The organism is Pseudomonas sp. KB-10 (assembly GCF_018221585.1).
Taxonomy (GTDB): domain Bacteria; phylum Pseudomonadota; class Gammaproteobacteria; order Pseudomonadales; family Pseudomonadaceae; genus Aquipseudomonas; species Aquipseudomonas yangonensis.
Genome location: NZ_QYYB01000003.1, coordinates 608,100 through 632,981, shown reverse-complemented (window position 1 = coordinate 632,981; position 24,882 = coordinate 608,100). Strand labels below are relative to the sequence as shown.

24 protein-coding genes, 2 other RNA genes and 3 pseudogenes are annotated in these 24,882 nt (G+C 61.2%); 12 read left to right on the top strand and 17 right to left on the bottom strand.

Annotated features, from left to right (window positions below; genetic code table 11):
- Positions 1–16: 16 nt before the first annotated feature.
- Positions 17–553 (bottom strand): annotated as a pseudogene (locus tag DXK50_RS25495) (methyl-accepting chemotaxis protein); the annotation flags it as partial.
- Positions 554–874: 321 nt separating this feature from the next.
- Positions 875–1,807, bottom strand: a pseudogene (locus DXK50_RS25490) (HAMP domain-containing protein); the annotation flags it as partial.
- A 343-nt stretch (positions 1,808–2,150) separates the two neighbouring features.
- On the opposite strand from DXK50_RS25490, the gene DXK50_RS11545 reads away from it, so the two are divergent.
- On the top strand, positions 2,151–3,194 hold the full coding sequence (locus DXK50_RS11545; RefSeq protein ID WP_212630396.1) for an LLM class flavin-dependent oxidoreductase: 1,044 nt from the start codon (positions 2,151–2,153) through the stop codon (positions 3,192–3,194).
- A 138-nt stretch (positions 3,195–3,332) separates the two neighbouring features.
- Here DXK50_RS11545 and ffs (DXK50_RS11540) read toward each other — a convergent pair.
- An RNA gene (gene ffs / locus DXK50_RS11540) (signal recognition particle sRNA small type) lies at positions 3,333–3,429 on the bottom strand.
- A gap of 253 nt (positions 3,430–3,682) precedes the next feature.
- Between ffs (DXK50_RS11540) and DXK50_RS11535 the strand changes: the two genes are divergently transcribed.
- On the top strand, positions 3,683–4,141 hold the full coding sequence (locus tag DXK50_RS11535; protein ID WP_249186772.1) for an endonuclease VII domain-containing protein: 459 nt from the start codon (positions 3,683–3,685) through the stop codon (positions 4,139–4,141).
- Positions 4,142–4,174: 33 nt separating this feature from the next.
- Here the strand turns inward: DXK50_RS11535 and DXK50_RS11530 are convergent, their stop codons facing one another.
- Complete coding sequence (locus tag DXK50_RS11530) at positions 4,175–4,720, bottom strand: hypothetical protein (RefSeq protein ID WP_212630394.1); 546 nt, start codon at positions 4,718–4,720, stop codon at positions 4,175–4,177.
- Between the two features lie 824 nt (positions 4,721–5,544).
- On the opposite strand from DXK50_RS11530, the gene DXK50_RS11525 reads away from it, so the two are divergent.
- The 8 genes from DXK50_RS11525 to DXK50_RS11490 all read left to right on the top strand — a co-directional run bounded on the left by DXK50_RS11525 (position 5,545) and on the right by DXK50_RS11490 (position 12,078).
- Positions 5,545–6,798 (top strand): reverse transcriptase domain-containing protein, encoded by a 1,254-nt coding sequence (locus DXK50_RS11525; protein WP_212630393.1) that lies wholly within the window; start codon positions 5,545–5,547, stop codon positions 6,796–6,798.
- Positions 6,799–7,142: 344 nt separating this feature from the next.
- Entirely contained in the window at positions 7,143–7,760 is a 618-nt protein-coding gene (locus tag DXK50_RS11520) for a recombinase family protein (protein ID WP_212630392.1), read from the top strand.
- A gap of 337 nt (positions 7,761–8,097) precedes the next feature.
- Positions 8,098–8,382: a hypothetical protein gene (locus tag DXK50_RS11515; protein WP_212630391.1), complete on the top strand. Its 285-nt coding sequence runs from the start codon at positions 8,098–8,100 to the stop codon at positions 8,380–8,382.
- Positions 8,379–9,098, top strand: a complete 720-nt coding sequence (locus DXK50_RS11510) for a hypothetical protein (protein ID WP_212630390.1) — start codon at positions 8,379–8,381, stop codon at positions 9,096–9,098. The genes DXK50_RS11515 and DXK50_RS11510 overlap by 4 nt, the downstream gene beginning before the upstream one ends.
- Before the next feature lie 392 nt (positions 9,099–9,490).
- Positions 9,491–9,994, top strand: coding sequence for a ribonuclease H family protein (locus DXK50_RS11505; RefSeq protein ID WP_212630389.1), 504 nt, complete (start codon positions 9,491–9,493; stop codon positions 9,992–9,994).
- Positions 9,995–10,266: 272 nt separating this feature from the next.
- Positions 10,267–11,106, top strand: a complete 840-nt coding sequence (locus tag DXK50_RS11500; RefSeq protein ID WP_212630388.1) for a BRO-N domain-containing protein — start codon at positions 10,267–10,269, stop codon at positions 11,104–11,106.
- 512 nt (positions 11,107–11,618) lie between these two features.
- The gene (locus DXK50_RS11495; protein ID WP_074940354.1) at positions 11,619–11,867 is read left to right on the top strand and encodes a hypothetical protein; all 249 of its coding nucleotides are present in this window, start codon (positions 11,619–11,621) and stop codon (positions 11,865–11,867) included.
- A gap of 10 nt (positions 11,868–11,877) precedes the next feature.
- Positions 11,878–12,078, top strand: a complete 201-nt coding sequence (locus tag DXK50_RS11490) for a hypothetical protein (protein ID WP_179545049.1) — start codon at positions 11,878–11,880, stop codon at positions 12,076–12,078.
- 30 nt (positions 12,079–12,108) lie between these two features.
- Here DXK50_RS11490 and DXK50_RS11485 read toward each other — a convergent pair whose 3' ends face one another.
- The 4 genes and pseudogenes from DXK50_RS11485 to DXK50_RS25480 all read right to left on the bottom strand — a co-directional run.
- The gene (locus DXK50_RS11485; RefSeq protein WP_212630387.1) at positions 12,109–13,497 is read right to left on the bottom strand and encodes a tyrosine-type recombinase/integrase; all 1,389 of its coding nucleotides are present in this window, start codon (positions 13,495–13,497) and stop codon (positions 12,109–12,111) included.
- 81 nt (positions 13,498–13,578) lie between these two features.
- Positions 13,579–13,675, bottom strand: an RNA gene (ffs, locus tag DXK50_RS11480) — signal recognition particle sRNA small type.
- A 104-nt stretch (positions 13,676–13,779) separates the two neighbouring features.
- Positions 13,780–14,559: a methyl-accepting chemotaxis protein gene (locus DXK50_RS25485; RefSeq protein WP_438810727.1), complete on the bottom strand. Its 780-nt coding sequence runs from the start codon at positions 14,557–14,559 to the stop codon at positions 13,780–13,782.
- A 78-nt stretch (positions 14,560–14,637) separates the two neighbouring features.
- Positions 14,638–15,414: pseudogene (locus DXK50_RS25480) on the bottom strand (HAMP domain-containing protein); the annotation flags it as partial.
- 346 nt (positions 15,415–15,760) lie between these two features.
- On the opposite strand from DXK50_RS25480, the gene DXK50_RS11470 reads away from it, so the two are divergent.
- Entirely contained in the window at positions 15,761–16,039 is a 279-nt protein-coding gene (locus tag DXK50_RS11470; protein ID WP_037054278.1) for an HU family DNA-binding protein, read from the top strand.
- 44 nt (positions 16,040–16,083) lie between these two features.
- Here the strand turns inward: DXK50_RS11470 and DXK50_RS11465 are convergent, their stop codons facing one another.
- The 9 genes from DXK50_RS11465 to DXK50_RS11425 all read right to left on the bottom strand — a co-directional run bounded on the left by DXK50_RS11465 (position 16,084) and on the right by DXK50_RS11425 (position 24,165).
- Positions 16,084–16,377, bottom strand: coding sequence for a copper-binding protein (locus tag DXK50_RS11465; RefSeq protein WP_161865263.1), 294 nt, complete (start codon positions 16,375–16,377; stop codon positions 16,084–16,086).
- Between the two features lie 19 nt (positions 16,378–16,396).
- Positions 16,397–16,891 carry a cupredoxin domain-containing protein gene (locus DXK50_RS11460; protein WP_212630385.1) on the bottom strand — a complete coding sequence of 165 codons (495 nt, stop codon included), beginning with the start codon at positions 16,889–16,891 and terminating at the stop codon, positions 16,397–16,399.
- Between the two features lie 51 nt (positions 16,892–16,942).
- Positions 16,943–18,355, bottom strand: a complete 1,413-nt coding sequence (locus DXK50_RS11455; protein WP_212630384.1) for a multicopper oxidase family protein — start codon at positions 18,353–18,355, stop codon at positions 16,943–16,945.
- A gap of 16 nt (positions 18,356–18,371) precedes the next feature.
- Positions 18,372–19,781, bottom strand: coding sequence for a TolC family protein (locus tag DXK50_RS11450; RefSeq protein ID WP_212630383.1), 1,410 nt, complete (start codon positions 19,779–19,781; stop codon positions 18,372–18,374).
- The gene (locus DXK50_RS11445; protein ID WP_212630382.1) at positions 19,768–20,067 is read right to left on the bottom strand and encodes a hypothetical protein; all 300 of its coding nucleotides are present in this window, start codon (positions 20,065–20,067) and stop codon (positions 19,768–19,770) included. The genes DXK50_RS11450 and DXK50_RS11445 overlap by 14 nt, the downstream gene beginning before the upstream one ends.
- Before the next feature lie 72 nt (positions 20,068–20,139).
- A complete protein-coding gene (locus DXK50_RS11440) occupies positions 20,140–20,544 on the bottom strand; it encodes a hypothetical protein (protein WP_212630381.1) in 405 nt (134 codons plus the stop codon).
- 229 nt (positions 20,545–20,773) lie between these two features.
- Positions 20,774–22,201, bottom strand: coding sequence for an arginine-ornithine antiporter (gene arcD / locus DXK50_RS11435; RefSeq protein ID WP_212630380.1), 1,428 nt, complete (start codon positions 22,199–22,201; stop codon positions 20,774–20,776).
- A 70-nt stretch (positions 22,202–22,271) separates the two neighbouring features.
- Complete coding sequence (locus tag DXK50_RS11430; RefSeq protein ID WP_212630379.1) at positions 22,272–22,874, bottom strand: glutathione S-transferase family protein; 603 nt, start codon at positions 22,872–22,874, stop codon at positions 22,272–22,274.
- A gap of 133 nt (positions 22,875–23,007) precedes the next feature.
- Positions 23,008–24,165 (bottom strand): aminotransferase-like domain-containing protein, encoded by a 1,158-nt coding sequence (locus DXK50_RS11425; RefSeq protein ID WP_212630378.1) that lies wholly within the window; start codon positions 24,163–24,165, stop codon positions 23,008–23,010.
- 83 nt (positions 24,166–24,248) lie between these two features.
- Here DXK50_RS11425 and DXK50_RS11420 point away from each other — a divergent pair, with 83 nt between their 5' ends.
- A complete protein-coding gene (locus DXK50_RS11420) occupies positions 24,249–24,770 on the top strand; it encodes a MarR family winged helix-turn-helix transcriptional regulator (protein WP_212630377.1) in 522 nt (173 codons plus the stop codon).
- Positions 24,771–24,882: the final 112 nt, after the last annotated feature.

Sequence of the window (24,882 nt, the reverse complement as noted above, 5' to 3'; positions counted from 1 at the left end):
CAGGCGCTCGCCTTCCTCAGGTCTTGAAGCGACGCACGAGACCATTCAATTCGTCCGACAGCGCCGTCAGGGTCTTGGCATCGCTGCTGGTCGCACTGGCCAGTTCGGCCACCTGCTGCGAATCGCTGTGGATCTGGCTGATGTGGCGGTTGATGTCCTCAGCTACCTGATGCTGCTCCTCAGCTGCCGTGGCGATCTGCGTACTCATGTCGCGGATATTGTCCACCGCCTCACGGATCACCTCGAAACTGGAACGCGCCTCGCCCATGGCATTGACGGTCTGCCGCGACACATCGAGGCTGGCGTGCATCTGCCGCGCGGTGTCCTGAGTACGCCGGGCGAGGTTGCCAAGCAGACCGTCGATTTCCTCGGTGGCATCGGAAGAGCGTTTGGCCAGCGCCCGAACCTCATCGGCCACCACGGCGAAACCACGACCCTGTTCGCCCGCACGCGCTGCCTCGATCGCGGCATTGAGCGCCAGTAGGTTGGTCTGCTCGGCGATGGCGCGAATGGTGCCGAGAATCGACTGGATCGAATCGCTGTCCTGCTGCAGCTGCTGCATCGACTCCACCGAACGGGCAATCTCGTCGCTCAGGCGAGTGACGCTGTCAGCCGATGTCTGGATCTGCTGCTGCCCGGCATGCGCCTGGCGCTGGCCGGCATCGGCCGAACCGGCAGCCTCGGAACAGGCGCGCGCCACCTCATTGGCGGTCATGACCATCTCGTGGAAGGCCGTCGATACCATGTCCACCGCCTCGCGCTGACGTGCCGCCACGTCCTCCAGCTCCTGGGCCACACCAGCGGAGCTGCTGGAACTGCTATGGATGCTTCCAGCCGCCTGGCCGATGCTGAGGATCATGGCGCGGATGGCCGCGAGGAACTGGTTGAACCAGCCGGCAAGCTGCGCGGTTTCATCACGGCCACGCACGGCCAGCTCTCGGGTCAGATCTCCTTCACCCTGGGCGATGCCTTCCAGGCCACTGGCTACGGCCTGAATCGGCCGTACGATCATGCCGGCGAACAACGCGCCGAGGGCCGCGAAGGCCAGCGCGACGATGGCGGCGAGGAAGACGATCACCCACGTCACTCTCGTCGCGCCGGCCATCACCTCGCTCTTCTTGATCAGGCCCACGAACTGCCAGCCCAGCTTGTCCGAGGAGTAGACATTGGCCATGTACGCCTCGCCGTCCAGGTTCAGCTCTACCGTACCACTACGGGTTGCGGCCAGCTCGGTATAACCGGGGCCGAGATCCTTCAACGCCTTGAAATTGTGTTCTGGCCGGCTCGGGTCGACCAGCACGGTGCCGTTGCGCTCCATCAGCATCAGGTAGCCACTGTCGCCGAGCTTGATCTGCTTGACGATGTCGGTGAGCTGACGCAGCGATACATCGATATTCACCACTCCGCCCTGCAGCCCCAGACGATTGGCGAAGCTACGCACGGTGCTGACCAGCACCACGTCGTCGGCCGCCCAGTAGTAGGCCTCGGTGCGCTGGGTCTTATCCGGCTGGGCCATCGCTCGCTGGTACCAGGGGCGCGTACGCGGGTCATAGTTGCTCAGGTTCGGATCGCCAGGCCAGAACGCGTAGCCACCCTCACTGGTGCCCAGCGAAACATAGGCATAAGCCGGATGGCTCTCCGCCAAACCGGCGAACAGCTCGAACACCGCGCGATCACGCGTCCCTTCCGGCTGGCTGGCCGTATCGGAGGAAAGATAGCGTTTGAAATCTGCATCGATACCAGCCAATTGCGGATGCTTGGCCAGATAATCGACATTCTGTTCGATCCCCTCGAAGAACAGGCGCATGGCATTTTCCACCTGACGAATCTCGCGCCCGCTGCTATCGATGAAATCGTCCCTGGATGCGTCCCGCAGGTTCATCACCACCAGAATGGCGACCAGAATGACCGGAAGACTGGCAATGACGGCAGAGGTCATGACCAGTTTTTGCTTAATGCTCATGTAGCGCCCTTTGAGTTGGGAATGAGTTGGAAAGCCTTGCAGACATTCCGTATTATGGTATACCAATATATAGCGATCCGCGCCGCCTTGCATAGCGCCCGAACCGATAGCGGAGCCATCCATCGAGAAGCGCAGCGCACGCTTCAACAGCCGGTCGAACACGAACCACAGACTTGAGGAAAGCAGCATGAAATTTTCTTTATTCGTTCATATGGAGCGATACGACGAGCAAGTCAGTCATCGCCAGCTCTTCGAAGAGCTCACCGAACTGACGCTCATGGCCGAGGCAGGCGGCTTCTCCACGGTGTGGATCGGTGAGCACCACACCATGGACTACACCATTTCTCCCAGCCCCATGCCCACGCTGGCCTATCTAGCTGCCCGCACCAGCAAAATCCGCCTCGGCGCCGGCACCATTATTGCGCCATTCTGGCACCCCATCCGCGTAGCCGGTGAATGCGCCCTGCTTGATGTGATCAGCAACGGGCGCATGGAGGTCGGCCTGGCCCGTGGCGCCTATCAATACGAATTTGATCGCATGATGAATGGCATGCCCGCCACCGACGGCGGCAAGTACCTGCGTGAGATGGTGCCGGTGGTCAAGGCCCTGTGGCAGGGTGACGTGGCCCATGACGGCGAGATTTGGAAGTTCCCTAGCGCTACCTCCTCGCCGCGCCCACTGCAGCAACCCACCCCACCGGTGTGGATCGCCGCCCGCGACCCGGACTCGCACAACTTCGCGGTTGCCAATGGCTGCAATGTGATGGTCACACCATTAATGAAAGGCGACGAAGAAGTCGTGGATCTTAAGAACAAGTTCGAAAACGCCCTGGCCAACAACCCGGACGTGCCACGCCCGCAACTGATGGTGCTGCGCCACACCCATGTGCACACCGCAGACGACCCAGAAGGCTGGAAGATCGGCGCCGAAGCCATCTCGCGCTTCTATCGCACCTTCGATGCCTGGTTCGGCAACAAGCAGACGCCGGTAAACGGCCTGCTGGCGCCGAGCCCGGAAGAGAAATTCAAGGAGCGCCCGGAGTTCGAGTTGGAGAACATCCGCAAGAACACCATGATCGGCACCCCGGAAGAAATCATCGCGCGTATACGCCATTATCAGGAATTGGGCGTCGACGAATTCAGCTTCTGGGCCGACAACAGCCTGCCCTACGCCGAGAAGAAGAAATCGTTGCAACTGTTCATTGAACAGGTAGTGCCGGCGTTCCACTGACCGGCCTCTGCTTCAACCGCGACGCCCGCTAAGGTTGATGCCTGGCGGGCGTATTGCGTCATGGCGATCGCCCACAGCGTCTGGACGCAATGCTGACGAGCGCAGTAATGATCAGGGGAGCCAGAAGATGGAGGTGGACCCCACCAGCCACACCCCGGCACTCGATGTCACCGCTGCGGCTGCTCCCTTCCGGGCCTGACCGGGTTCACGGCTGATCAATGCGAGGGGACCGGCAGGGCCACCATAACGCTGCTAAACAGCCCGCTCTAGAGCCTTCATGAGTCAGCGCCACCTCTGAAGCGGTCTTCACCAGACCACGCAGAAAAATGGAAATCGAGGCCATTGTAGGCGACCACCTGGGTCAGCCTGCAAGGCGCTTTGTATCACCTGTTTGCCCCCCTTTTGTATCACTTGAGGGACAAGCCTGCAGCCGGATTGGTATAGAAGCACCAATCAGAACAGCTCGGAAAACAGGCATGGTTTACGCAATGCAGAACAAGCCCCAAGCGGAGATGACGGCCTCCCCCAGCAAATATCCTCAGGGGTACTTCAGGCCCAAACCCTGCCGCGAATGCGGGGAAGTCTTCCAGCCACAAGCACCTTCTCATCTTTCCTGCAGCCAAGCGTGCGCCAATCGAATGCTTACGGGCCGTTATCTCCAGCGTAACTACCGCATCACGCTGAAGCAGTACGAGGCCTTGCGCCAAAAGCAAGCAGGCCTATGCGCCATTTGCGACGGTGAAGGTTTTGTCATGGCAAGCCATCATAAAATGAAGCTAGTGGTGGACCACTGCCATGCAAGCGGTCATGTCAGAGGCCTGCTTTGCCACAACTGCAACAGGGCGCTGGGCCTGCTGAAAGATTCAGACGAAGTACTGCAGCGAGCAATCAACTACCTCAGGACCGCGACCGCAAGCCCTCTATTACTGGAGAGTCGGAAAGCCTGAGCAAGATCAAACCGCCGAGCCTTACCCCTAACCTCAACGCGCTATATCTGCCTTGACTGCGTAGTAGTTAGACAGCACGGTACTGGCAGCCCATTGATTAATGGCGCCTGCAATCTTGGGGTCGCTCAACTGCGGGCCTAGTCTTAGTGCGGTGGCTTGGGTGGCTCCGTAGACAGATGCACGGCAGTTGGCAGGTTTTGCTGTCTTTCCTGCGGCCATATCATCCAAGACAGCTGCTTCTTTCAGATGACACATAGTTGCGTCATCCCAAGAAGCCGCTTGTGTTAGGGCTGCAAGACTACGCATGGATGAGGCCATGACCGCGTAAAGCTCTCGCGGGGAAAGCTTTGCCTGATCGATCTCGGACTTTCCCCAAGACTGCAATTTCAAGTTGAGGGTCCCTCCGGCACTTAGAATGGCTGCCTTTCGTAGATCAGCCTGTAAGGCGATTATCGTTCTCTCCGCTCGTTTCACATTTTCGAGAGACTCTGCAGCAAACCGATAATCCAAATTACCTGCGATATCATTCCCCATGCAGAACACAAGCCCGATGACAATTGCTACTACTGTCCTGAGCACTTAGATCTCCTTGTCTTGATACGCACGGCATTAAGCCACATCGGTACGAAAGAGCACAGCTATCTCGAGCTAGCAGCCACCAGCCCCTTAAAAGAGTCAGGAGGTTGATAAGAAATATACTGGCCGCCTCTGCAGAGCGAGACGTCATAATCACGATGAGGTCGCCAGCAATCTAAGCTCTACAGCGCTTGTTCAATTCCCACTAGCCTGCCGATAGCAATTTGTTATCATGGAGCCGCTTCGTTTGCTTGCTGGTCGAGCCGCGCTGCGGCGTTGAACCAAGTTTGCCAGACGGCAGCGTCATCTCTTCGGAGGTCGCTGTGCGGGTCGCGACCAAGATCGCCGTTCAGGTATCTGGGTCTCCCGAAGGTAGTGAGTGTCGCTCGACTGCTGCATCTACAACCGTAACTCTCTCCATTCGTGGGGCACGCCAGGCGGTTGGCAGCTTTATTTTCAGTGCGGTGCTCGTCGTTCGGCCGCGCGTGGCGCTGTTGACCGAGGGCGCGAAAAAGGTACGCTGAACCGTGCCCAATCTGCCCCAGAGGAAACCAACATGCTCCCGTGCAAAAACGTGCCAATTTGGCGCGTCCGGCAGCTCTGCTGTTTCTAGCTGCCAGCTACTTCGTTTGCTTGCTGGTCGAGCCGCGCTGCGGCGTTGAACCAAGTTTGCCAGACGGCAGCGTCATCTCTTCGGAGGTCGCTGTGCGGGTCGCGACCAAGATCGCCGTTCAGGTATCTGGGTCTCCCGAAGGTAGTGAGTCCCTGTAGCAGTTGGGCGAGAGCGTACTGGCAGTGCCCAACAACACAACGCCTGGAAGGTTCGTGTGAGTCGACTCTATAAGGATATTTGCAGCCACCGAACTCTCTACAACGCATGGCGAAAGGTTCGGAGCAGCGCCGCCTTCTCGAACTCTGAAGAAATCAGGCTTGAGGCGGAAGCGTTTGAAAGTAGGCTTCCCGACTCATTGACGGAAATACAACGGGCTCTATCTAAAAAGGAGTTCGTTTTTCTCCAACAAACTGGCGTAGCGCAGCAGAAGGCCAGCGGAAAAGTCCGTCCTCTCGTACTTGCACCGATCCCAAATCGAATCGTCCAGCGCGCCCTACTGGATGCTCTCCAACGCCGAGTCAAGTTTGTTCAACAGGTGCTTGCCATCCAATGGAGCTACGGAGGCCTGCCCAACAAACGGGTAAGCATGGCGATTGAGGACGCCAAGGCGGCGATGCGGGCCGGGGCACGATTTCACATCCGATCAGATATACCTGCGTTCTTTACCAAGATTGATAAGGAGCGGGTTCGTACCATTCTCGCCCCCCATATTCGATGCCCCGACACGCTTGATCTCTTTGACGCGGCCGTCAAGACGGATCTTGCAAATATCGACGACCTCCGACGTCGAGAACTCGACAACCACTTTCCAATCGGCATCATCGGCGTCGCGCAAGGCTCCCCTCTGTCACCACTACTCGCCAATATCTACCTGGCAGACTTCGATGCACTCATGAACTCCAAGGATGTAGTTTGCCTTCGCTACATTGATGACTTTCTGATCCTAGGCAAAAGCCAGAGTGACGTAGACCGAGCCTTCAATCGAGCTCAAAAGGCCTTGGCCAAGCTGAGCTTAAACGCCTATGACCCAACCACGAACAGAGATAAGGCTTCCAGAGGCCCAGTCAACAAGGGGTTCGACTTCCTAGGCTGCAATGTTTCTCCTGGGCTTATCCAACCCTCAGAAGCCACGAGGAAACGTTTCAAAACGAAGCTCTCCACGGAGTTCGAGATTACCAAACGCTGTCTTCACTACAACGCCAAATACAGTGATGGCGAAAACAAATATTCATACGCCTCCATGCTCTACAGGATCGACAAGATCATCTTGGGATGGGGTAAAGCCTTCTCTTTTTGCAATGGCTCTCAGACTATGGCGGCCATGGATGCCTTCATTTCAGACCAATTGATGGCTCTTGAAAAAGAGAAAAACAACTTGCTGGCAAAGGCCGCCCCGAGTACGCGCAGGCGAATTTTGGGAATTCGACTGCTTACCTCTACTAAGGCGCCAGAACCAGCATCGAGCTAACAGGCAAAGTGCGGACTATTTCTGACCGAAAAATCTGAGCGCCCTTAATAAGTATTGTCGCAGTCCAGTCCCCCCGTACCCCCGGCCCTCGACTTGTATTCGCCTGTACCTGCGCCGCCACCCAAGACCTCAACTCCTGCAGCACATCCTCTTCTCCTACCGTAATCAGCTTTGCGCTGAAACAGATGCCTAGCCCTTCTCTCGTTGCAATGGACCTTGCCCCAGCGCAACGCCAAGAAGTGTTGCAGGAACCGTTGCACAAGAATTGACTTTCTATTTCTGCAACGATAGCCTTCGGACATCTAAGATCCCAATGCAACACCACCCGCAACGGAGAAGCCCGCATGCGAATCGGCTATGCACGCACCTCGACACTAGACCAAGTAGCTGGCTTTGAAGCTCAGGAAAGGGCGCTGGCTGCTGCAGGAGCCGGCCGAATTTACAGGGAGCAGGTCTCCTCCGTTGCCGCCCGGCCTGAGCTGGAGAATATGCTGGCCAACATTCGGCCAGAGGACACATTGGTAGTGACTAAGCTGGATCGATTGGCCCGCAGCGTCCGCCACCTTGGCGAGATAGTCGAGCACCTAGACAAGGTAGGTGCCGGTCTACACATCCTCGACATGAATATCGACTCAACCACAGCAAGCGGACGCTTAATGCTCAATGTCTTAGGGGCGGTCGCTCAGTTCGAGCGTGAAATGATGCTGGAACGGCAGCGTGAGGGCATCGACAAGGCAAAGCGTGAAGGTAAGTACAAGGGACGTAAGCCGAAAGGGCTACCGCTTCAAGATCAGATTCTAGCGATGAAGGCCGATGGTAAAGGCGATACAGAGATTGGACGCCTACTAGGCATAGACCGGGCAACCGTCTTCAGGGCGCGAAAGGCCGCTGAAGCCAACAACAGCACTGCCACCAAACAACGCGCCAAACAGCTCCAGGAGCAAGCCACGACGGACGCCTGACCACTACCACCATCGAGGAGGAGCCCCCCCCGCGCCATCCTCCTGGCTATTTACGGCCCCCCATTGGACAACCAGCCACAGCCCCTGCAGAACCCCCCCGGCTAATACGGCCACCCCTTGTGTAAACAGCGCAACGCACTGCTGGAGGCCGGGAGCTATTTACGGCCATACCTTGTGAGTACAGACGCGAAGCCCACCGGCTTCCCCCCCAGGACCAAGGGAAAGCGAAGCGCTGTAGCCACTCCCCAACCACTTCCCCGCGACGACCACGACACCCTGCCCGGAGCACTCCAGGCGGGGCGCTGGCGTTTGCTCTATCACCAAGGACTTCGATCCAATGAACACCAACACCGAGCGGGTTCGGTTGAACCTGCACCTACGGCCTGACCACCTTGACCGACTGACCACCCTGGCCTGCGCCTTGGGCAAGAAGAAATGCCGCGACACGCGCCTGGCTGAAGCCATGGAACTGGCCCTGACAGCGGGCTTGTCTTGGGAGGATGACGACCTCCTGGACTTGGCCCGTAGCGACCGGGAGGAGCCGCGTTGGCTCGCCCTAGGCCCCATCGTCAGACGGCCCAGTGCCAGGTCCATCCTGGAAGCAGGGAGACAGCAGCAGTGACAGCGACCGACAACCAGAGACAGCAGGTAATCCAACTGCTGCAGACCAAAGCCTCCGAGCGCGCCACCGTCGAGCAGACCGGACTCTCCCGACGCCAGATACGTAAGATCAAGCAAGAAGCGCAGAAGACCGATGACGACAATCCAGTTGCCTTCGAACATCAGGCAACAATGACACGCGCCGATGCCATTACCGAGCTGGTGAAACTTAGCACCCGAGCAGGTGGGGTACGTCGCTCTGAGATGTGGCCGATCCTCCGTGAGTTCTATGGTCTTCGCCTAGACAGCGAGAGAGGTTCGTGGGTTCTCAACATGACGGAGAACCAGTATCAGTACCTGAAGAACCAGTTCAAGGAAGCAGCAGCCTCCCAAGGCAAAGAAGCGCTGATCATCCCCGAATGGCTTCCTCGACAAGCCCCCGTTGCGGCCAATGACATGCTGGCCATACTGGCGGGACAGCTTCATGACCGGGCTGAGGAATATGCTGCTTACTTTGCCCAGCTGTTCCCCGAAACGTCGTGGAAGAAGGTAATTGGCGAGCTGATCTACGTCGCCTTCCCCCAGGCGTCTAAAGAGCCAGTTGAGGTTCGATGTAAACGGAATGCCAACGTTGCAGAACAGCTTCAAGGGCGTCTTGGCCATCTGGCCCAACGACCAGCAGCAAATGATGCCCCAGCCTTCAAGCCCGATGCCGAACTTGACCGGCTATGCATTTGACCTCAGACGGTAGCCATACTCAGGGCAGGCGTGGGCTGGGCAGTCGCGCAGCGGCTGTCTGGACCTAGAAAGCCTGACCAGCCATCAATGAATTGAGGATGGACTAAGGACACCCCATCCCTGTCCGTCCTCCTTGGTCTTCTTTCTTGGTCGGTCTCTTCGGAAAGCCGACAGCAGCTGCGCTACTGCCGTCTTCCACGACCGCCCCTGACATAACGCTCCCGAGGCTGCATTGAAAACTGCCTCCTAAGCGGACCAGTGAACCACCTATAACTCTGTCGGGAATTGGTCCGCTCCGCCCTGTCCACCCTACCCCCATCAGCCACCAGGCGCCCTCCGCTGAGGATGCCGGGAAGGTTGCACCTCAAATTCACTATCAAGGAACACATCACATGACCGCACGTACCTACACCGCCTTCACCGACGGTTCCTGCCTCAACAACGGCACCATCATCGCCAGAGCTGGCTGGGGCGTCGTCATCCGCAACGCGGAAGGCGTCACCATAGAAGCCGCTGGCCCATTGAACGACGGCCACCATCCGACCAACCAGCGGGCTGAACTGACTGCCGCCATCGAGGCCCTGAAGATCATCAAGAAGCCTGCAGTGGTCGACCTCTACACCGACAGCAAGTACGTAGTCCTCGGCATCAACGAATGGCTGCCAGGCTGGAAATCCAGGGGCTGGAGGAAGTCTGATAAGAAGCCCGTCGAGAATGACGACCTTTGGCAGGTCATCGATACCCTGCTCGGCCAGTTCAACGTCACCGCCCACTGGATCAAAGGTCACAGCGGCCACGTCGAGAATGAACGTGTCGACGCACTCGCCGCCAAGGCAGCAGAGTTCCAGAAGCCACACCGGAAGCGGATTTCGGCTGTAGAAATAACCGTGGTCTAACCCATTATCACGCCCCTGCAGAGCCCTCGCCAGAAGGTTCGCTCGGGCGTGTCTTCCCCCCTGCTGTTTTCTGGCCGACCTAACCAAGCGCGGCTTAGCGCTCCTGCAGGGGGACAAGCAATGAACCAGTAACCCACCATCGAGGAGCGCCTGGAGCACGCCAAGCAAGCCATGCGCGACGCCCTGTTCGTCCTGGACAAGAACATCGAGGACATGCGGGAGCATCGAGCACGCATCCGGGAAGCCCTGGTCGAGCTGAGCGAGGTGAAGGCATGAGCCAGGTACAGAAATTCAACTTCGGCCTGATGGACTTGCGCGTCATCGAGCAGGATGGCCAGCCGTGGTTCATCGCCGCCGACGTGTGTAAGGCCATTGGCTACAACATGAAGGCAGACGGCAGCGTCAACACTACGCAAGCCCTGAAGACTCTGTCCGCTGAAGAAGTATCCACTACTCCGATAAGGGGGGCGGTGCCGGGGCGCTTGGTCAAAGAATCCGGCCTCTACAAGCTGATCATGCGCTCCGACAAGCCCGAGGCCAAAGCCTTCCAGGACTGGGTTACTCGAGTGGTTCTGCCGGCCATCCGCAAGGACGGCGCCTACATCCTGGTCGAGGAGAAGGTAGCGACCGGCGAAATGGGCGAGGACGAGCTGATACCGAAAGCTATGGGTATCATGCAGCGCAAGCTGGAACTCCTACCCCAGGAGAAAGCCGCCCTCGAAGCAACCAATCAACGCCTCCTCCCGGCTGCTGAAGTCAGTCAGGCGGTCGGCCAACGCTCCCTTATCGGCGTCGTCGAGTTCGCCCGCAAGCTCGAAGGCGTCAACACCATGCAGGTTCAGAAAGACCTCATGGTCATGCAGCACCTGTTCAAGCAAAACGGGCACTGGGCCGTGCGGCACAAGTTCAAGGGCGTCCTGTTCGACGAGGTACTGGCACCCGATGGACGCTCGAAAATCGTCGTCCTGGAGAAGGGGCAGCAGCTCCTGGTCAACCTCTATCACGACGGACGCCTGACCATGAAGACCGGCTTCAAGCCCCTGGCACGTATCGACCTGGAGATACCCCACCCAAGGCTCACCAAAGAGAGCTACACAAGGTTGGAAAATTGACGGAACCATGAACCGCGCTGAAGCAGGGGCAGCGCTATCGCCGGATTGACGGGGCCTGCAGAGAAATCAACTAAAAGCAGTCACCAATACAAAGGACCCCGACGAACGGTAATCGTCAGCTAAGTACAAGATTCTAAAGGGAGATCAAAAAACAACCACATCTAGCGCACACGTTATCCACAGGCTGTTCTTCACCGTGGCGTTGCAGCGCCTATCCGGGCACATTATCTTGATGCTCACGGAACAGAACACCACAATATATTGTGTTCTACCCGTGCTGCAGACCTCATTGCGAGGTCGAGTGAAAGGAAGTCAGCGAGCAACTGCGCCTGAAGTTGTGGAGACGACAGCGCAGTTACCCGCCCCACCGGGAGCTCAGCAGTAGTTACACGAACCGGCCCTGACGGGGGGCCAATTAAGCAATTGCGACAGTTGTTCCGTCAACGCGCAGCTGCCGAATGGTTCCCCGAGCTGGCCGACTACCGCAATCGCCTATTTGAGGTAATACCATCATGGCGAAGAACGACAAAGATACATCGGCCAGCATCGCTACGTTGGCATCCGAAACACTCCGCGACCCCAATGCTTCTGCAATCGCAAAGAGTCTTGCCGGCTCCGCACTTGCGCAAGCGACCACTGGGAAAGAGACCGGAGCTGACATGGAGAGCAAAGCTTCGCAGGCACTCCGCAACCCACGCTCCAGTGACACCACCAAGGCCTTGGCTGGCTCGGTGGTTTCGCAGAGCAACAAAAAGCGCTGAGGAGACCATCATGGAACGTTACTACGTCAACCAGCGTCAGCAGGCAAATGGTGACCATGAGGTGCATAAGGCCACCTGCCAGTACCTCCCTGTTAATCGTACAGACCTTGGTTATCACGCCGGTTGCCAGACCGCTGTGGTTGCGGCTCGCCGCATGTACCCCACCGCCAATGGCTGCTACTACTGCTCTTACGTCTGTCACACCACCTGACGATAAGGGGGGCCAGGGAGCGGCCCCTGTTTAGGGTGCTTTCAGAGTTACCATTTCCACCACGGGCACCAGCACCTCCGGCCTGAAGTCTTTCCCGTAACGACCGAATGTTACCCCGCCTGTCTGATGCCCCAGTACACCGCCGACCAACGCTTCAGACACCCCCTTCTGCTTCAAGTGGTCTGCGAATGTATGCCGGAAGCTGTGGAAGTCTTTCTTCCCCTCAAAGCCCAGTTGCGCCCTGACCCGAGCGAACCACTTGGAGGGGGCAGCGCTGTAGCCATGCTTCTTGTGAAGGGTCAGCTCCGGAAATAGCCGCGCATCTCCATCCCCACGCTGCCTGGCGACATACTCCATGAACCCAAGGGCCTTCAGGCGAGAGTGAATCGGGACCAAACGCTCAGAGCCATCGTTCTTGAGCTTCTGGTCCGGTCGGCCCTTCCGTATGTGAAGACAGTCCACACCATTAACGACCACGATATCGTCCAGGTACAGCTGACACAGCTCATTCAGCCGTGCGCCCGTATAGAGCCCCAACAGGGGTAGCCAATACTGGTTCGGCTTCGGCCCATTTGCAGGCGCGTACCTGCTCCTGTCGAACAAGGCCTTCAGGTCGGCCTCAGTGAACGCCGAACGCTCCTGGTTCACCTTCCCCCTGCGCTTGATGCCAAGCCTGTAGAGCGGGTTCTTATCGCAGTACCCCTCCCGGATGGCATAGGCGAAGAACGTCGTCAGGTTCTTCACGTAGTTGTTGAACGTGGTCTGACTGATGGTGGTCTTGGCCTCGGCAATGGCCTGCTCCAGGGACGTGACGGAGAGCTGGTGTATCCGGGGCGGCAGCTTCAGCGCTGTCTCCCGGAACTGCTGTGTCTCCTTGCGGGTAATGAGGTTTATCGGATGGTCTCCGATGACGCGGACGAACAGGGAAGCCATTGCCCGCTTGTCGTCGAGGGTCTTGGTAGAGACACCTTCCCGAGCTTGCTGGCGCAGGTACTCGTCGACGACCTTGGAGAACAACGGGGCCAGCGGCGGCTCGTCACGAATGGGGACCGTGCTGACCTTCTGCGGCCCCCTGCTCGGCTGCTCCCGAGGAGTAGCTATCACGGCCTCGAAGGTACTAACCAACTGCTGCTGGCGCAGCCAGGAGGCCCAGCTAGCAACGCGCTTCCCACCCGCCTCCCAGGCGCCCCTCAGGAGGTCCAACGATGGCCGACGCCCCTGGAATGCCTCTGTGAACAGTCGCTGGGCCTGCAGCAGAAGCTCACGCCCACGGATCAACGCCTCCCTACGGCAGCGCGTCTGGAGCGACCTGCGTATCTCCCGCTGGGGGAACAAAGGGCGAATGACTTCAGGCACCACGATACGGAAGTAGAAGACCGAATGGCGCGACATGAGAAGGTAAGAGGGGACAGTAGACACGGATGTATCACTCCTTGTACCACTGCGTGGACTGGAGTGAAAACCCGTTCAGAATCAATGACTTAGGTCACTGGAGGTGGACCCTACCAGCCACACCCCGGCACTCGATGTCACCGCTGCGGCTGCTCCCTTCCGGGCCTGACCGGGTTCACGGCTGATCAATGCGAGGGGACCGGCAGGGCCACCATAACGCTGCCCGTCATTGCGACGGGCCGCGCCATTGTAACGACTAAACGCAAACTTACAACTGCTTCAAACACTTAGATACGCCGACCGCTCACCTCAAACCCGGAACCGGCCCACCAGCTGGGCCAGACCATTGGACAGCTCGGACAGGTGCTGGCTGGCCCGCGTGCTCTGCTCGGAGGTCTGCGCCGCTTCGTTGGAGAGGTCGCGGATGTCGCTGATGTTGCGTGCGATCTCTTCGGTAACGCTGCTCTGCTGCTCGCAGGCCGTGGCGATCTGCGCAGCCATATCGTTGATACGCTGCACCGAATCACCGGTCACGCTCAGCGCCTGATCGACGCCGGCTGCCTGCTCCACGCTCTGTCGCGCGCGGGCGCTCCCGGAGTGGGTAGCCTTGACGGCATTCTGCACACCGGTCTGCAAACGCTCGATCATCTGCTGGATGTCCTTGGTCGACTCCTGGGTGCGCGCAGCCAGTGCCCGCACCTCATCGGCGACTACGGCGAAACCGCGCCCCTGCTCCCCTGCCCGCGCAGCCTCGATGGCAGCATTGAGCGCCAGCAGGTTGGTCTGCTCGGCGATGCCCTTGATCACCGCCAGCACGGCGCCAATATTGGCGGTTTCCTGCTCCAGGGTTTGTATGGTGTCGGAGGCGCTTTCCACCTCCTGAGCCAATTGTCGAATCGAGTTGATGGTCACGCCGACGACCTGCGCGCCTTCACGTGACTGCACTTCGGCATGCCGTGCGGCATCGGCGGCATTCTGTGCGTTGCGCGCGACTTCATGCACCGCCACGCTCATCTCGGTCGCAGCGGTGCTGACCTGATCCACCGCGGCATGTTCGCTGCTGATCAGCCGGTCGTTGGCCGCCGCCATTCCCGCCAGGCTCTTGGCCGAATCAGCCACTTCGCCGGTTACCCGTCCGACCTCCCTGATCAAAGGCTGCAGCTTGTCGAGGAAGCGGTTGAAAGCGTGGCTGAGCTTGCCCAGTTCGTCCCGGGACAGCACATCCAGGCGGACCCGCAGATCACCATCGCCGTCCGCGATCTGCTCGATGCGGTGGAGCAGGCTGTGCAAGGGACGGGTTACCAGAAGTGGAAAACCGACCACCAGTACCACGCAGACCAGCAAGCCGATGGCGATTATCAGCCCCTGCTGCCAGGCCAACGCCTCGCCGTGCGCAATGGCTTTGGTACCGACCGCATTGGCAGCACTGTCTTCCAGCTCACCCAGTTTATCGATAGCGGTACGCGCTTGTTCGAAATGCACTTCGCTGTCAGCGAAACTCAGCCTACTGGCTGCGTTCGGATCGCTGTCGGCCATTTCCAGTACGCGCAGCGAAGTCGCTTTCCAGCGCTCATAACCTTGATCGAATTCCGCCACCAGCGCCAACGCTTCACGACTCGGCTGCATTGCGGCGAATTCATGCACCCGGTCGTAGGCTTGCTGCAGATTCTCCGCATGGGAGGCACGAAGCTCCGCCGCATGCGCCTCGGAGTCTTCGTCGAGCAAACTGCGCTCGGCAATGAAGGCCTGATAAAGATCGCGGTCTGCGTTGAGCAGCAGACTGATTGCCGGTAAATGACGATTGGTCAACGTGGTGCTGGACTCAGCAACCTGAGCGATACCCCGCATCCCCAGTGTCCCCATGCTCACCAGCAACACGGCCAGCAATAGGATGGGCAGCGCGATTTTCCAACGAAACCCTAGATCAGCGAATGTGCGCAGCATAATGGCACTCCAGCATTGGGCAGATTCCTGTAGCTTAGCCGAGCCGCGCCGAGTCGCCGTCGGCGTGAGCAACAACAGCGACAATTGCCTCCATCAATAATGCCCTCGCCCGGGTATGACTAACGCCGTGTGATCCGATGCCGCCCACGGTACCCGGGGCCACGCCGGCCGCTGCGTTTTTTTGGTCGCGCACCGGAACCACGCCGAGCGATGCGACACTAAGCCCTATCGGAAGTGCCTGCTACGGCGCTGCCGAGCCGTATCTTTTGTGCTAGCGTTCCCACGTTTTCGGCTGTGCGGCCCCGCCTGTCGCGCCGAACCTCTTACCTGCAAACGGAGTTACATCATGGCAATCACCAAAGACCAACTGATCAGCGACCTGGCCGAGGCCGTATCCCTGCCGAAAGCCACGGTCCGCACCCTGATCGATCAGCTGGGCGAAATTGTCGGCGACGCGCTGGAAAACGATGGTGAGATCACCCTGCCGGGCATCGGCAAGCTGAAAGTGAGCGAGCGCCCGGCCCGCACCGGCCGCAACCCGCAGACTGGCAAGAGCATCGAAATCGCGGCCAAGAAAGTGGTCAAGTTGGTGCCGGCCAAGGCCCTGAGCGACGCGCTGAACTGAGTGTTCGCCGGCCCGGAGCGCAATGCCCGGGCCGGCTCTGCGGGCTACTCCACTACCTGCAGTTCGGTAACGATGTAACGGTTACCCTCCTGGCGCGCCTGGAAGCGCACCTTCTCTCCCGCCGAAACCCCTTCCAGCAGTTCCGCTTTCTCAACCTCGAAGACCATGGTCATCGGCGGCATGCCGATACTGGCGATGGGGCCGTGACGCAGAGTGATCTTCTGCGCGGCGGCGTCCACCTTGCGTATCTCGCCCTGACTCAGCGGCGCGGGATCGGCAGCCTGCAGCGGCAGGCTGAACAGGGCGGCCAGCGCCGCGATCAGCAATGGCTTCTTCATGCGTGTTTCCTCTCGTAGGTCAGTCGGCCAGCACCTGGATGGTGCCAACCATGCCAGCCTGGTAGTGGCCGGCGATCAGGCAGGCGAAATCGAATTCGCCGGCGCGGTTGAAGGTCCAGATCATCTCGCCGCTCTGCCCCGGCGCAACGTGGGCCATGTAGGGCTCGTCGTGCTCCATACCGGGAAAACGCAGCATCGCCTCGGCATGTTCATCCAGAGTTTCGCGGGTACCGATGACGAACTCGTGGAGGATCTTGCCGTCGTTGTAATGGACGAAACGAATGGTCTCGCCCTGTGTGACCTGCAGCCGATCCGGGGTGAAGCGCATCCGGTCGGTCATGCGGATCTCGATGGTGCGGTCGACCTCACCGGCATCGCCGGCAATGCCCCAGAGCTTCTGCTCCCTGATCGTTGCGGCGGCGTGATGTTCCTTGTGCGCCTCGCTGTGGGCCAGCGCTGCCGGGCTGCCGAGCAGCCCGATCAGGATCAGAATTAGTAGCTGTGCTGTTTTCATCGGTGAGGCCTCGCTTGTTGTGGGGATCGGGCCGCGTGGCAGCCCGCCCCGTCAATGCCCGGCATGACCGCCGGGCTTGCGTACCTGCACTTCCACCGGCGCCTCGAGCGGTTGCTTGAGTGGCATCGACTGGCCGCCGCCATCATGCGAGCGGCTCGGGTTGGCCAGTGCTCCCTTCCACTCATAGGCCACGGTGCCGGCCGGATGCTTGAACCAGCCCGGGTCGAGGTAGTCGCCGGCGGCCTGCTCCTTGCGCACCTTGAGCATGGTGAACATGCCGCCCATCTCCACCGAGCCGAACGGGCCGTCGCCGGTCATCATCGGCACGGTGTTGTCCGGCAGCGGCATCTGCATCTCTGCCATGTCGGCCATGCCGCGCTCGCCCATCACCATGTAGTCCGGCACCAGATTGGCGATCTTGCGGGTCATGTCGCGGTGATCGACGCCGACCAGAGTCGACACGTCGTGGCCCATGGCGTTCATGGTGTGGTGGCTCTTGTGGCAGTGCAGCGCCCAATCGCCCTCCTCGTCGGCGATGAACTCGAGCTGGCGCATCTGCCCCACCGCCACATCGGCGGTCACCTCCGGCCAGCGCGAGCCGACCGGGGTCGGCCCGCCGTCGGTGCCGGTGACCTCGAACTCGTGACCGTGCAGGTGGATCGGGTGGTTGGTCATGGTCAGGTTGCCGACGCGCAGGCGCACGCGCTCGCCCTGGCGCGCCACCAGCGGGTCGATGCCGGGGAACACGCGGCTGTTGAAGGTCCACAGGTTGAAATCGAGCATCTGCATGATCTTCGGCGTGTAGGCGCCCGGCTCGATGTCGTAGGCGCTGAGTAGAAAGCAGTAGTCGCGGTCCACCTCGCTGAACAGCGGATGATGCTCCTTGGGGTGAGTGACCCAGAACCCCATCATGCCCATGGCCATCTGCACCATCTCGTCGGCGTGCGGGTGGTACATGAAGGTGCCGGGGCGACGGGCGACGAACTCGTAGACGAAGGTCTTGCCCACCGGAATCGCCGGCTGGGTCAGGCCCGCCACGCCGTCCATGCCGTTGGGCAGACGCTGGCCGTGCCAGTGGATGCTGGTGTGCTCGGGCAGCTTGTTGGTGACGAAGATGCGCACCCGGTCGCCCTCCACCACCTCGATGGTCGGCCCCGGCGACTGGCCGTTGTAGCCCCACAGGTGGGCCTTGTAGCCGGGCGCCAGCTCGCGCACCACCGGCTCGGCGACCAGGTGGAACTCCTTGACGCCGTTGTTCATCCGCCACGGCAGGGTCCAGCCGTTGAGGGTGACCACCGGGTTGTAGGGCCGCCCGCTGTTCGGCTGCAACGGCGGTTGGGTGTCGGCGCTGGCCTGCAGCACCGGTTCGGGCAGGGCCGCCATGGCCACCCGGCTGACCGCCGAAGTGGCCACCGCAGCGCCGATGGCGCCGGCTCCGAGAAAGAAATCGCGTCGTGAAACCATCTGGGAAATTCCTTGTTCAATGGCCGGCGGCGGCGGCGGCGGCCGGCCCGGCAGCAGCGGCAGGCGCCGCGCCGAGCGAGGGATTGGGGGCGCCCAACAGGGCCATGTCGAGGTCGGCGCGCGCCAGCCAGAAGTCGCGTTGCGCCTGCAGGTAGCCATCCACCGCCTGCATCTGCCGGCGCGCATCGGCGAGCAGGTCGAAGGTGCTGATGAACATGCCGTTGTAGCGCAGCAGGTTTTCCTCGGCGATGCGCTGGCGCAGCGGCAGTACCTCGGTGCGGTAGTGCTGCGCCAGTTCGAAGGCGTTGCGGTAGGCGTGGTAGGCCTCGCGCACCTGCGAGCGGGCGTCGATCGCCGTCTCGGCGGCGCGGTTGAGCGCCTGGCGATACTGCGCCTCGGCCCGCGCCACCTTGGCCCCGTTCCAGTCGAACAGCGGCAGCTCGACGCTGATCTCGTAGCCTCGCTGGGTCGGCTCCTCGTTGGAACGGTTGTTGACCACGCCCAGCTCCAGCACGTTGATGAAACGCGTGGTGCGGGTCAGGCCGAGGTTCTGCGCCAGGCGCTCTGCATCCAGGCGCACGGCCTGGATGTCCTGGCGCTGGTTCATGGCCAGGCGCTCCACGTCCGGCAACTCGTCCGCGGTTTTCGGCAGCGCCGGCAGGCGTTCGGGCAGGCGGTAGTCGAGCTGCTCGCCCCACAGGCCGAGCAGACGGGTCAGCTGCTCGCGGCTGCGTACTCGCGCCTGTTCGGCCTGGATCAGACCGATGCCGGCCTCGGCGTAGAAGTTCTGCTGCTCGGCCTGCTGCAGCTTGCTGAAGTTGCCCACCGCGACCATGCGCCGGGCCAGCTCGGCGCCGGCTTCGGCGGCGTCCAGCACCTGCCGCGCGTAGACCAGGCTCTCCTCGGCGGCGACCGCCTGGTACCAGGCCTTGCGCGTCTCGCTGGCCAGGTCGAACACCGCCAGGCTGGTCTGCCGCTGCAACTGCTCGAAGCGCCGACCTTCCAGGCGCGAGGTCAGCGGCAGGGCGATCAGCCGCGCCAGATTCAGGTGCAGGCCGCGCTCGTATTCGACCTCGCTGCCCTTTTCCAGACGGCCATAGGAGAAGCCGGGATTGGGCAGGCGCCCGGCCTGCACGCGATCGGCCTCGCCGATGCCCAGCTCGTCGAAGGATGCCTGCAGACCTCGGTTGTTGAGCAGCGCCAGCTGCACTGCGGCGTCCAGACTCAGGGGTTCGGCCAGCAGCTCGGCGACGCGCGCCTCGATCTGCCCACGGCCGGCCTCGTCGCGCGCCCACAGCAGTTGCTTGTCCAGCTGGCGCTCGGCGCTTTGCTGCACCGGGTCGAAGCCGCCGTCCTGGCTGAAGCCGGCGCAGCCGGCCAGCAGCAGCGCGGTGCAGAGCAGTACGGCGGGTTTAATGGTGGTCATGGCCACCTCCCTCAACGGGCTCGGCGCCCTGCTCGGCCGGCTGCTCCCAGCCTTCCATGCTGTAGGTGCGCCAGCCGCCGATACGGCCGACCTGATCGTTGGCTGCTCGCCAGTCCTGCAACGGCTCGTCGGCCTGGGCGCGGTAGTCGTGCAAAGGGGAACGGTAATCCTGCGCCGGCACGGCGGCGTTGGCGTCCAGCGGATCGGGCTGGCCTGCCATCAGGATGCCGGGCAGCGCCAGGGCAGTGATGCCCAGCAGCCTTCCGGCAAGGGAATGCAAAGTCATGATGTGTTCTCGTACGGCGGCCAGGCGGCCGCGTGAGCTACAGGCGCCGCAGGACGGCGCTACCTAAGGGGCTCAGGCGAGAGAAAGACGCGGGGGGCGTTCGGGCGTGTCGGCCACACCGACGATAAGGCGGTCGGGCCAGGCTGTAGCCGGCTCGACGTTTTGCAGCGCAGAGTCGTTCAGAAACGGCTGGCTGGGCGCTGCGACACCGACGCAGAAAGCGCACAGGGTGCAGAGGCTACCATCGGCAGGAGCATCGCTGCTGGCCAGCGGGGCGGCGTCCTGATGCGCGCCATGTGCGCTGTCGGCCGCCATGTCGTGGTGCATGCCGTGCTCGCCCTGCTGAGTCGAGCTCATCTGCAGAGCGCCGCTGCGATGCACCTGCTCGCACAACTGCATGCCGAGCGCCGCCATGGCCTGTGCCGGCAGGGCGAGCATCAGCATCCAGATCAGGGCGGTACGCAGGGATTTGCGCATAGGGGTCGCGAGGCCAGGGTCAGAGGGCGATGGGGCGGATTATCCGCGCGCTGGCCGCTTTGTCCAGCGCTAGCAGGCCCTTGAATAACGTAAGCGAGGCAGGCAAGACAAGGCAAAAACGGCCGAAAAAGCGCAGTTTACGCGTTGTAAATGAGCATTTTGACTGGGCTCGCACGCGAGGCCGTTTTTAACGCAGTATTGCCAACGCAGGTAGTTTTTCAACGGCCTGCTAGAGCGTCAGGTGACCGGCATACAGGCCATAGCCTGCCAGCACGGCTGTCAGCAATACGGCGGCGAAGATCGGCCATTCGTAGCGGGCGAACAGTACCTGCCCCTGCTCGCGCTTGGCCTGGCGAAACAGCAGCGCTCCCGGCGCGTAGAGCAGCGCCGACAGCAGCAGGTACTTGACCCCGCCGGCATACAACAGCCAGATCGCGTAGCCCACCGCAAGCAGGCCGATGGCCAGATCCTTGCGGCGCAGCCCGGCCTGGCCTTCGTAGGTTTCGCCGCGCAGCGCCAGCAACAGCGCATAGACCGCCGACCACAGGTAGGGCACCAGAATCATCGACGATGCCAGGTAGATCAGCGACAGGTAGGTGCCCTGGGAAAACAGGGTGATCAGCAGAAACAGCTGGATCATGCCGTTGGTCAGCCACAGCGCGTTGACCGGCACCTGATTGGCATTCTCGCGGTGCAGGAAGGCCGGCATGGTGCCGTCCTTGGCAGAGACGAAGAGGATTTCAGCGCACAGCAGCGCCCAGGACAGCAATGCGCCAAGCAGCGAAATCGCCAGGCCGATGCTGATGAAAACCGCGCCCCAGCGCCCCACCACGTGCTCCAGCACCCCGGCCATGGACGGGTTCTGCAGCGCCGCCAGCTCGGGCTGGCTCATCACCCCCAGCGACAGCAGGTTAACCAGCATCAGCAGCGCCAGCACGCCGAGAAAACCGATCACAGTGGCCTTGCCCACATCGCGTCGGCGCTCGGCGCGCGACGAGTACACGCTCGCCCCTTCGATACCGATGAACACGAACACGGTGACCAGCATCATGTTGCGCACCTGCTCCAGCACGCCACCGAATTGCGGGTTGCTGCGCCCCCAGATGTCACGGGTGAATATGTCGCGGTCGAAGGCCAGGCCGACAATAACGATGAACACCAGGATCGGCACCAGCTTGGCCACTGTGGTGATCAGGTTGATCAGCGCCGCCTCCTTGATGCCGCGCAGCACCAGGGCGTGTACGCACCACAGCAACACCGAGGCACAGGTGATGGCCAGCGGCGTGTTGCCCTGGCCGAAGGCCGGGAAGAAGTAACCCAGAGTCGAGAACAGCAGGACGAAGTAGCCGACGTTGCCCAGCCAGGCGCTGATCCAGTAGCCCCAGGCCGAGGAAAACCCCATGTAATCGCCCAGCCCTGCCTTGGCGTAGACGTACACCCCGCCGTCGAGCTGCGGTTTGCGGTTGGCCAGGCTCTGAAACACGAAGGCCAAAGCCAGCATGCCTACTGCGGTAATGCCCCAGCCGATCAGCACGGCGCCGACATCGGCCCGCGCGGCAATGTTCTGAGGCAGCGAGAAGATTCCGCCGCCGACCATCGAGCCCACCACCAGCGCGGTCAGCGCCCCCAGGCCCAGCTTGCGATTCCCATCCGACATGGCGGCTCCTTCGTGCGGTTACCGCCAAACTCTAGCCGAGGCTGGCTCAGCTGCCAGCCGCCCGGGCGGCTCAGCCCAGCATGGTCACATGACGTGGATGGCTGGCGACGCGTTCGACCCAGGCGCGCACAGCCGGGAAGGCGTCGAGGCTGAAGCCGCCCTCACCCGCCACATGGGTGTAGGCATACAGGGCGATATCGGCGATGGAGTAATGCTCGCCGACCAGGTAGGGCGTACGCTCGAGCTGTTTCTCCATCACTTTGAGGGCCTTGTAGCCGAGCTTCAGACAGCGCGCGTGTTCCTCGCGGCGCTCCTCGGGCATGCCCTGGTAGAGCTGAATGAAACGCGCGACTGCAACGTAGGGCTCGTGGCTGTACTGCTCGAAGAACTGCCATTGCAGCACCTGGGTGCGCAGGCGTGGCTCGCTGGGCAGGAACTCACTGCCATCGGCCAGGTAATTGAGGATGGCATTGGACTCCCACAGGCAGGTGCCGTCGTCCAGCTCCAGCACCGGAATCTTGCCGTTGGGGTTCTTGGCCAGGAAGGCTTCGCTCTGCGTCTCGCCCTTGAGAATATCGATCGGCACCCACTCGTAGGGTTTGCCGAGCAGATGCAGCATCAGCTTGACTTTGTAGCAGTTGCCCGAACGGTAATCGCCGTAGACCTTGAACATCGCATTGCCCTCCCTATCAAAACGTCGCGGCAAGCTCGCCGCCAATCACCCCTGCCTTGGTAGGAGCGGCTGGGCAGCATTTCGCTTCAGCCGCGAATCGCGGATAAATCCGCTCCTACAGGGGAACATCCAATCACGCACTCTGCGCATCGCGAATCACCGCCGCCAGCCGGCGCAGCCCCTCGCCCAGACGCTCCGGCGCCACATGGCTGAAGTTCAGTCGCAGGTGACCGGGGTTGGCATCCGGATCGATGAAGAACGGCTCGCCCGGCATGAAGGCGACGTTCTGCCCCAGTGCCGCATCGAGCAGCGTGCGGGTATCCAGCGGCTGCTTCAGGGTCAGCCAGAAGAACAGACCGCCCTGCGGGATTTCCCACGTGGCCAGATCGCCGAAGTGTTCCTGCAGCGCGGCCTGCATGGCGTCGCGACGAATGCGGTAGAAATCACGCAGCTCGGCCAGATGCACCCGGTACTGCTCGCTGCCCAGCCACTGCAGCGCCTGCCACTGACCGATGCGGTTGGTGTGCAGGTCGGCCGACTGCTTCAGACGCAGCAGATGCGGGTAAAGGTCCTTGGTGGCGATCAGGTAGCCGACGCGCAGGCCCGGCAGCAGGGTCTTGGATACGGTGCCGGTGTAGATCCAGCTGGCCTTCTTCAGGCGGCTGACGATGGGCGTGGCGCTGCCTTCATCGAACACCAGCTCGCGGTACGGCTCGTCCTCGATCAGGGTCACGCCGAACTCGTCGAGCAGCGCCGCTACCGCTTCGCGCTTGGCTTCGCTGTAACGGGTGCCGGACGGGTTCTGGAAGGTCGGGATCAGGTAGGCGAAAGCCGGCTTGTGGTTTTCCAGACGCTGGCGCAGCACCGCCAGCTCGGGGCCGTCGGCTTCCTGCGGCACGCTGATGCAATCGGCACCGAACAGCTGGAAGGCCTGCAGTGCGGCCAGGTAGGTCGGCGCTTCGAGCAACACTTCGGTGCCCGGATCGATGAACAACTTCGAGGCCAGATCCAGCGTCTGCTGCGAGCCGCTGACGATCAGCACCTGGCTGGCCTCACAGGGTACGCCCAATGCACGCGCCTCGGCAGCGATGGCTTCGCGCAGCGCCGGCTCGCCCTCGCTCATGCCGTATTGGCCCATACTCGCCGGCATCTCGGTCCAGTCCACCTTGGGCAACATCGGCTCGGCCGGCAGACCACCGGCGAACGACATCACCTCCGGACGCTGCGCCGCGGCAAGGATTTCACGAATCAGAGAGCTTTTCAGGCGGGCGATGCGTTCGGAGAAGGCCATTGGATGTCCTGGGGTGCAAAAGTCATTGGAATTAAGTCAAACTGCTTGACCGAAACTACGCCCGCAGCCCGAGATACGTCAATATGTCTGACCTAAAAAATTTCCCCGAGAAGTTTTTAACGTCGCCCCTCGAGGGCGCACAGGGCGGCCGTCAAGGCCTGCAGGTCATCAAGAATGCCGCTACTCAGCAAGCCGCCATGGAAGCCTTCTTCTTCGGCTACCAGGCCTTCACCGCCAAGCCCGACGAAATGCTGGCCAAGCGCGGCCTGTCACGCGTGCATCACCGCATACTATTTTTCATCGCCAAGTATCCGGGCCTGAACATGACCGAGCTGCTGGGTTATCTGGGTGTGAGCAAACAGGCGCTGAACATGCCGCTGCGCCAGCTGATCGAGATGAACCTGGTGCAAAGCGAAGCCGCCGCTGACGACAAGCGCAAACGCCTGCTCGGCTTCACGCCAGAAGGCGCCAAGCTGGAACAGGCCCTGCGCCGTGAGCAGGCGCGCCTACTGCAGCGCGTGTTCGCCGAAATGAGCGAAGATGCGGTGCGCGGCTGGCTGGAGGTCAATCACGCCCTGGCACGCAGCCGCCAGGAACGCACCTGAGCCCTTCCACTCCCCGACTCAACCTGCCTCTTTCGTTGGCCCGCACCACCGGTCACGCCAGCAATTGCGTGATTGCACCCTGACACGACCTCTGCAATCATATGCGAATCAT

Coding starts and splice junctions, on each gene's coding strand:
- DXK50_RS11505 (WP_212630389.1), top strand. CDS start 9,491: ATGACCGCACGTACCTACACCGCCTTCACCGACGGTTCCTGCCTCAAC.
- DXK50_RS11500 (WP_212630388.1), top strand. CDS start 10,267: ATGAGCCAGGTACAGAAATTCAACTTCGGCCTGATGGACTTGCGCGTC.
- DXK50_RS11460 (WP_212630385.1), bottom strand. CDS start 16,891: ATGAAAACAGCACAGCTACTAATTCTGATCCTGATCGGGCTGCTCGGC.
- DXK50_RS11520 (WP_212630392.1), top strand. CDS start 7,143: ATGCGAATCGGCTATGCACGCACCTCGACACTAGACCAAGTAGCTGGC.
- arcD (WP_212630380.1), bottom strand. CDS start 22,201: ATGTCGGATGGGAATCGCAAGCTGGGCCTGGGGGCGCTGACCGCGCTG.
- DXK50_RS25485 (WP_438810727.1), bottom strand. CDS start 14,559: ATGGCGGCGGCCAACGACCGGCTGATCAGCAGCGAACATGCCGCGGTG.
- DXK50_RS11465 (WP_161865263.1), bottom strand. CDS start 16,377: ATGAAGAAGCCATTGCTGATCGCGGCGCTGGCCGCCCTGTTCAGCCTG.
- DXK50_RS11535 (WP_249186772.1), top strand. CDS start 3,683: ATGCAGAACAAGCCCCAAGCGGAGATGACGGCCTCCCCCAGCAAATAT.
- DXK50_RS11455 (WP_212630384.1), bottom strand. CDS start 18,355: ATGGTTTCACGACGCGATTTCTTTCTCGGAGCCGGCGCCATCGGCGCT.
- DXK50_RS11515 (WP_212630391.1), top strand. CDS start 8,098: ATGAACACCAACACCGAGCGGGTTCGGTTGAACCTGCACCTACGGCCT.
- DXK50_RS11495 (WP_074940354.1), top strand. CDS start 11,619: ATGGCGAAGAACGACAAAGATACATCGGCCAGCATCGCTACGTTGGCA.
- DXK50_RS11545 (WP_212630396.1), top strand. CDS start 2,151: ATGAAATTTTCTTTATTCGTTCATATGGAGCGATACGACGAGCAAGTC.
- DXK50_RS11430 (WP_212630379.1), bottom strand. CDS start 22,874: ATGTTCAAGGTCTACGGCGATTACCGTTCGGGCAACTGCTACAAAGTC.
- DXK50_RS11490 (WP_179545049.1), top strand. CDS start 11,878: ATGGAACGTTACTACGTCAACCAGCGTCAGCAGGCAAATGGTGACCAT.
- DXK50_RS11420 (WP_212630377.1), top strand. CDS start 24,249: ATGTCTGACCTAAAAAATTTCCCCGAGAAGTTTTTAACGTCGCCCCTC.
- DXK50_RS11440 (WP_212630381.1), bottom strand. CDS start 20,544: ATGCGCAAATCCCTGCGTACCGCCCTGATCTGGATGCTGATGCTCGCC.
- DXK50_RS11470 (WP_037054278.1), top strand. CDS start 15,761: ATGGCAATCACCAAAGACCAACTGATCAGCGACCTGGCCGAGGCCGTA.
- DXK50_RS11445 (WP_212630382.1), bottom strand. CDS start 20,067: ATGACTTTGCATTCCCTTGCCGGAAGGCTGCTGGGCATCACTGCCCTG.
- DXK50_RS11450 (WP_212630383.1), bottom strand. CDS start 19,781: ATGACCACCATTAAACCCGCCGTACTGCTCTGCACCGCGCTGCTGCTG.
- DXK50_RS11425 (WP_212630378.1), bottom strand. CDS start 24,165: ATGGCCTTCTCCGAACGCATCGCCCGCCTGAAAAGCTCTCTGATTCGT.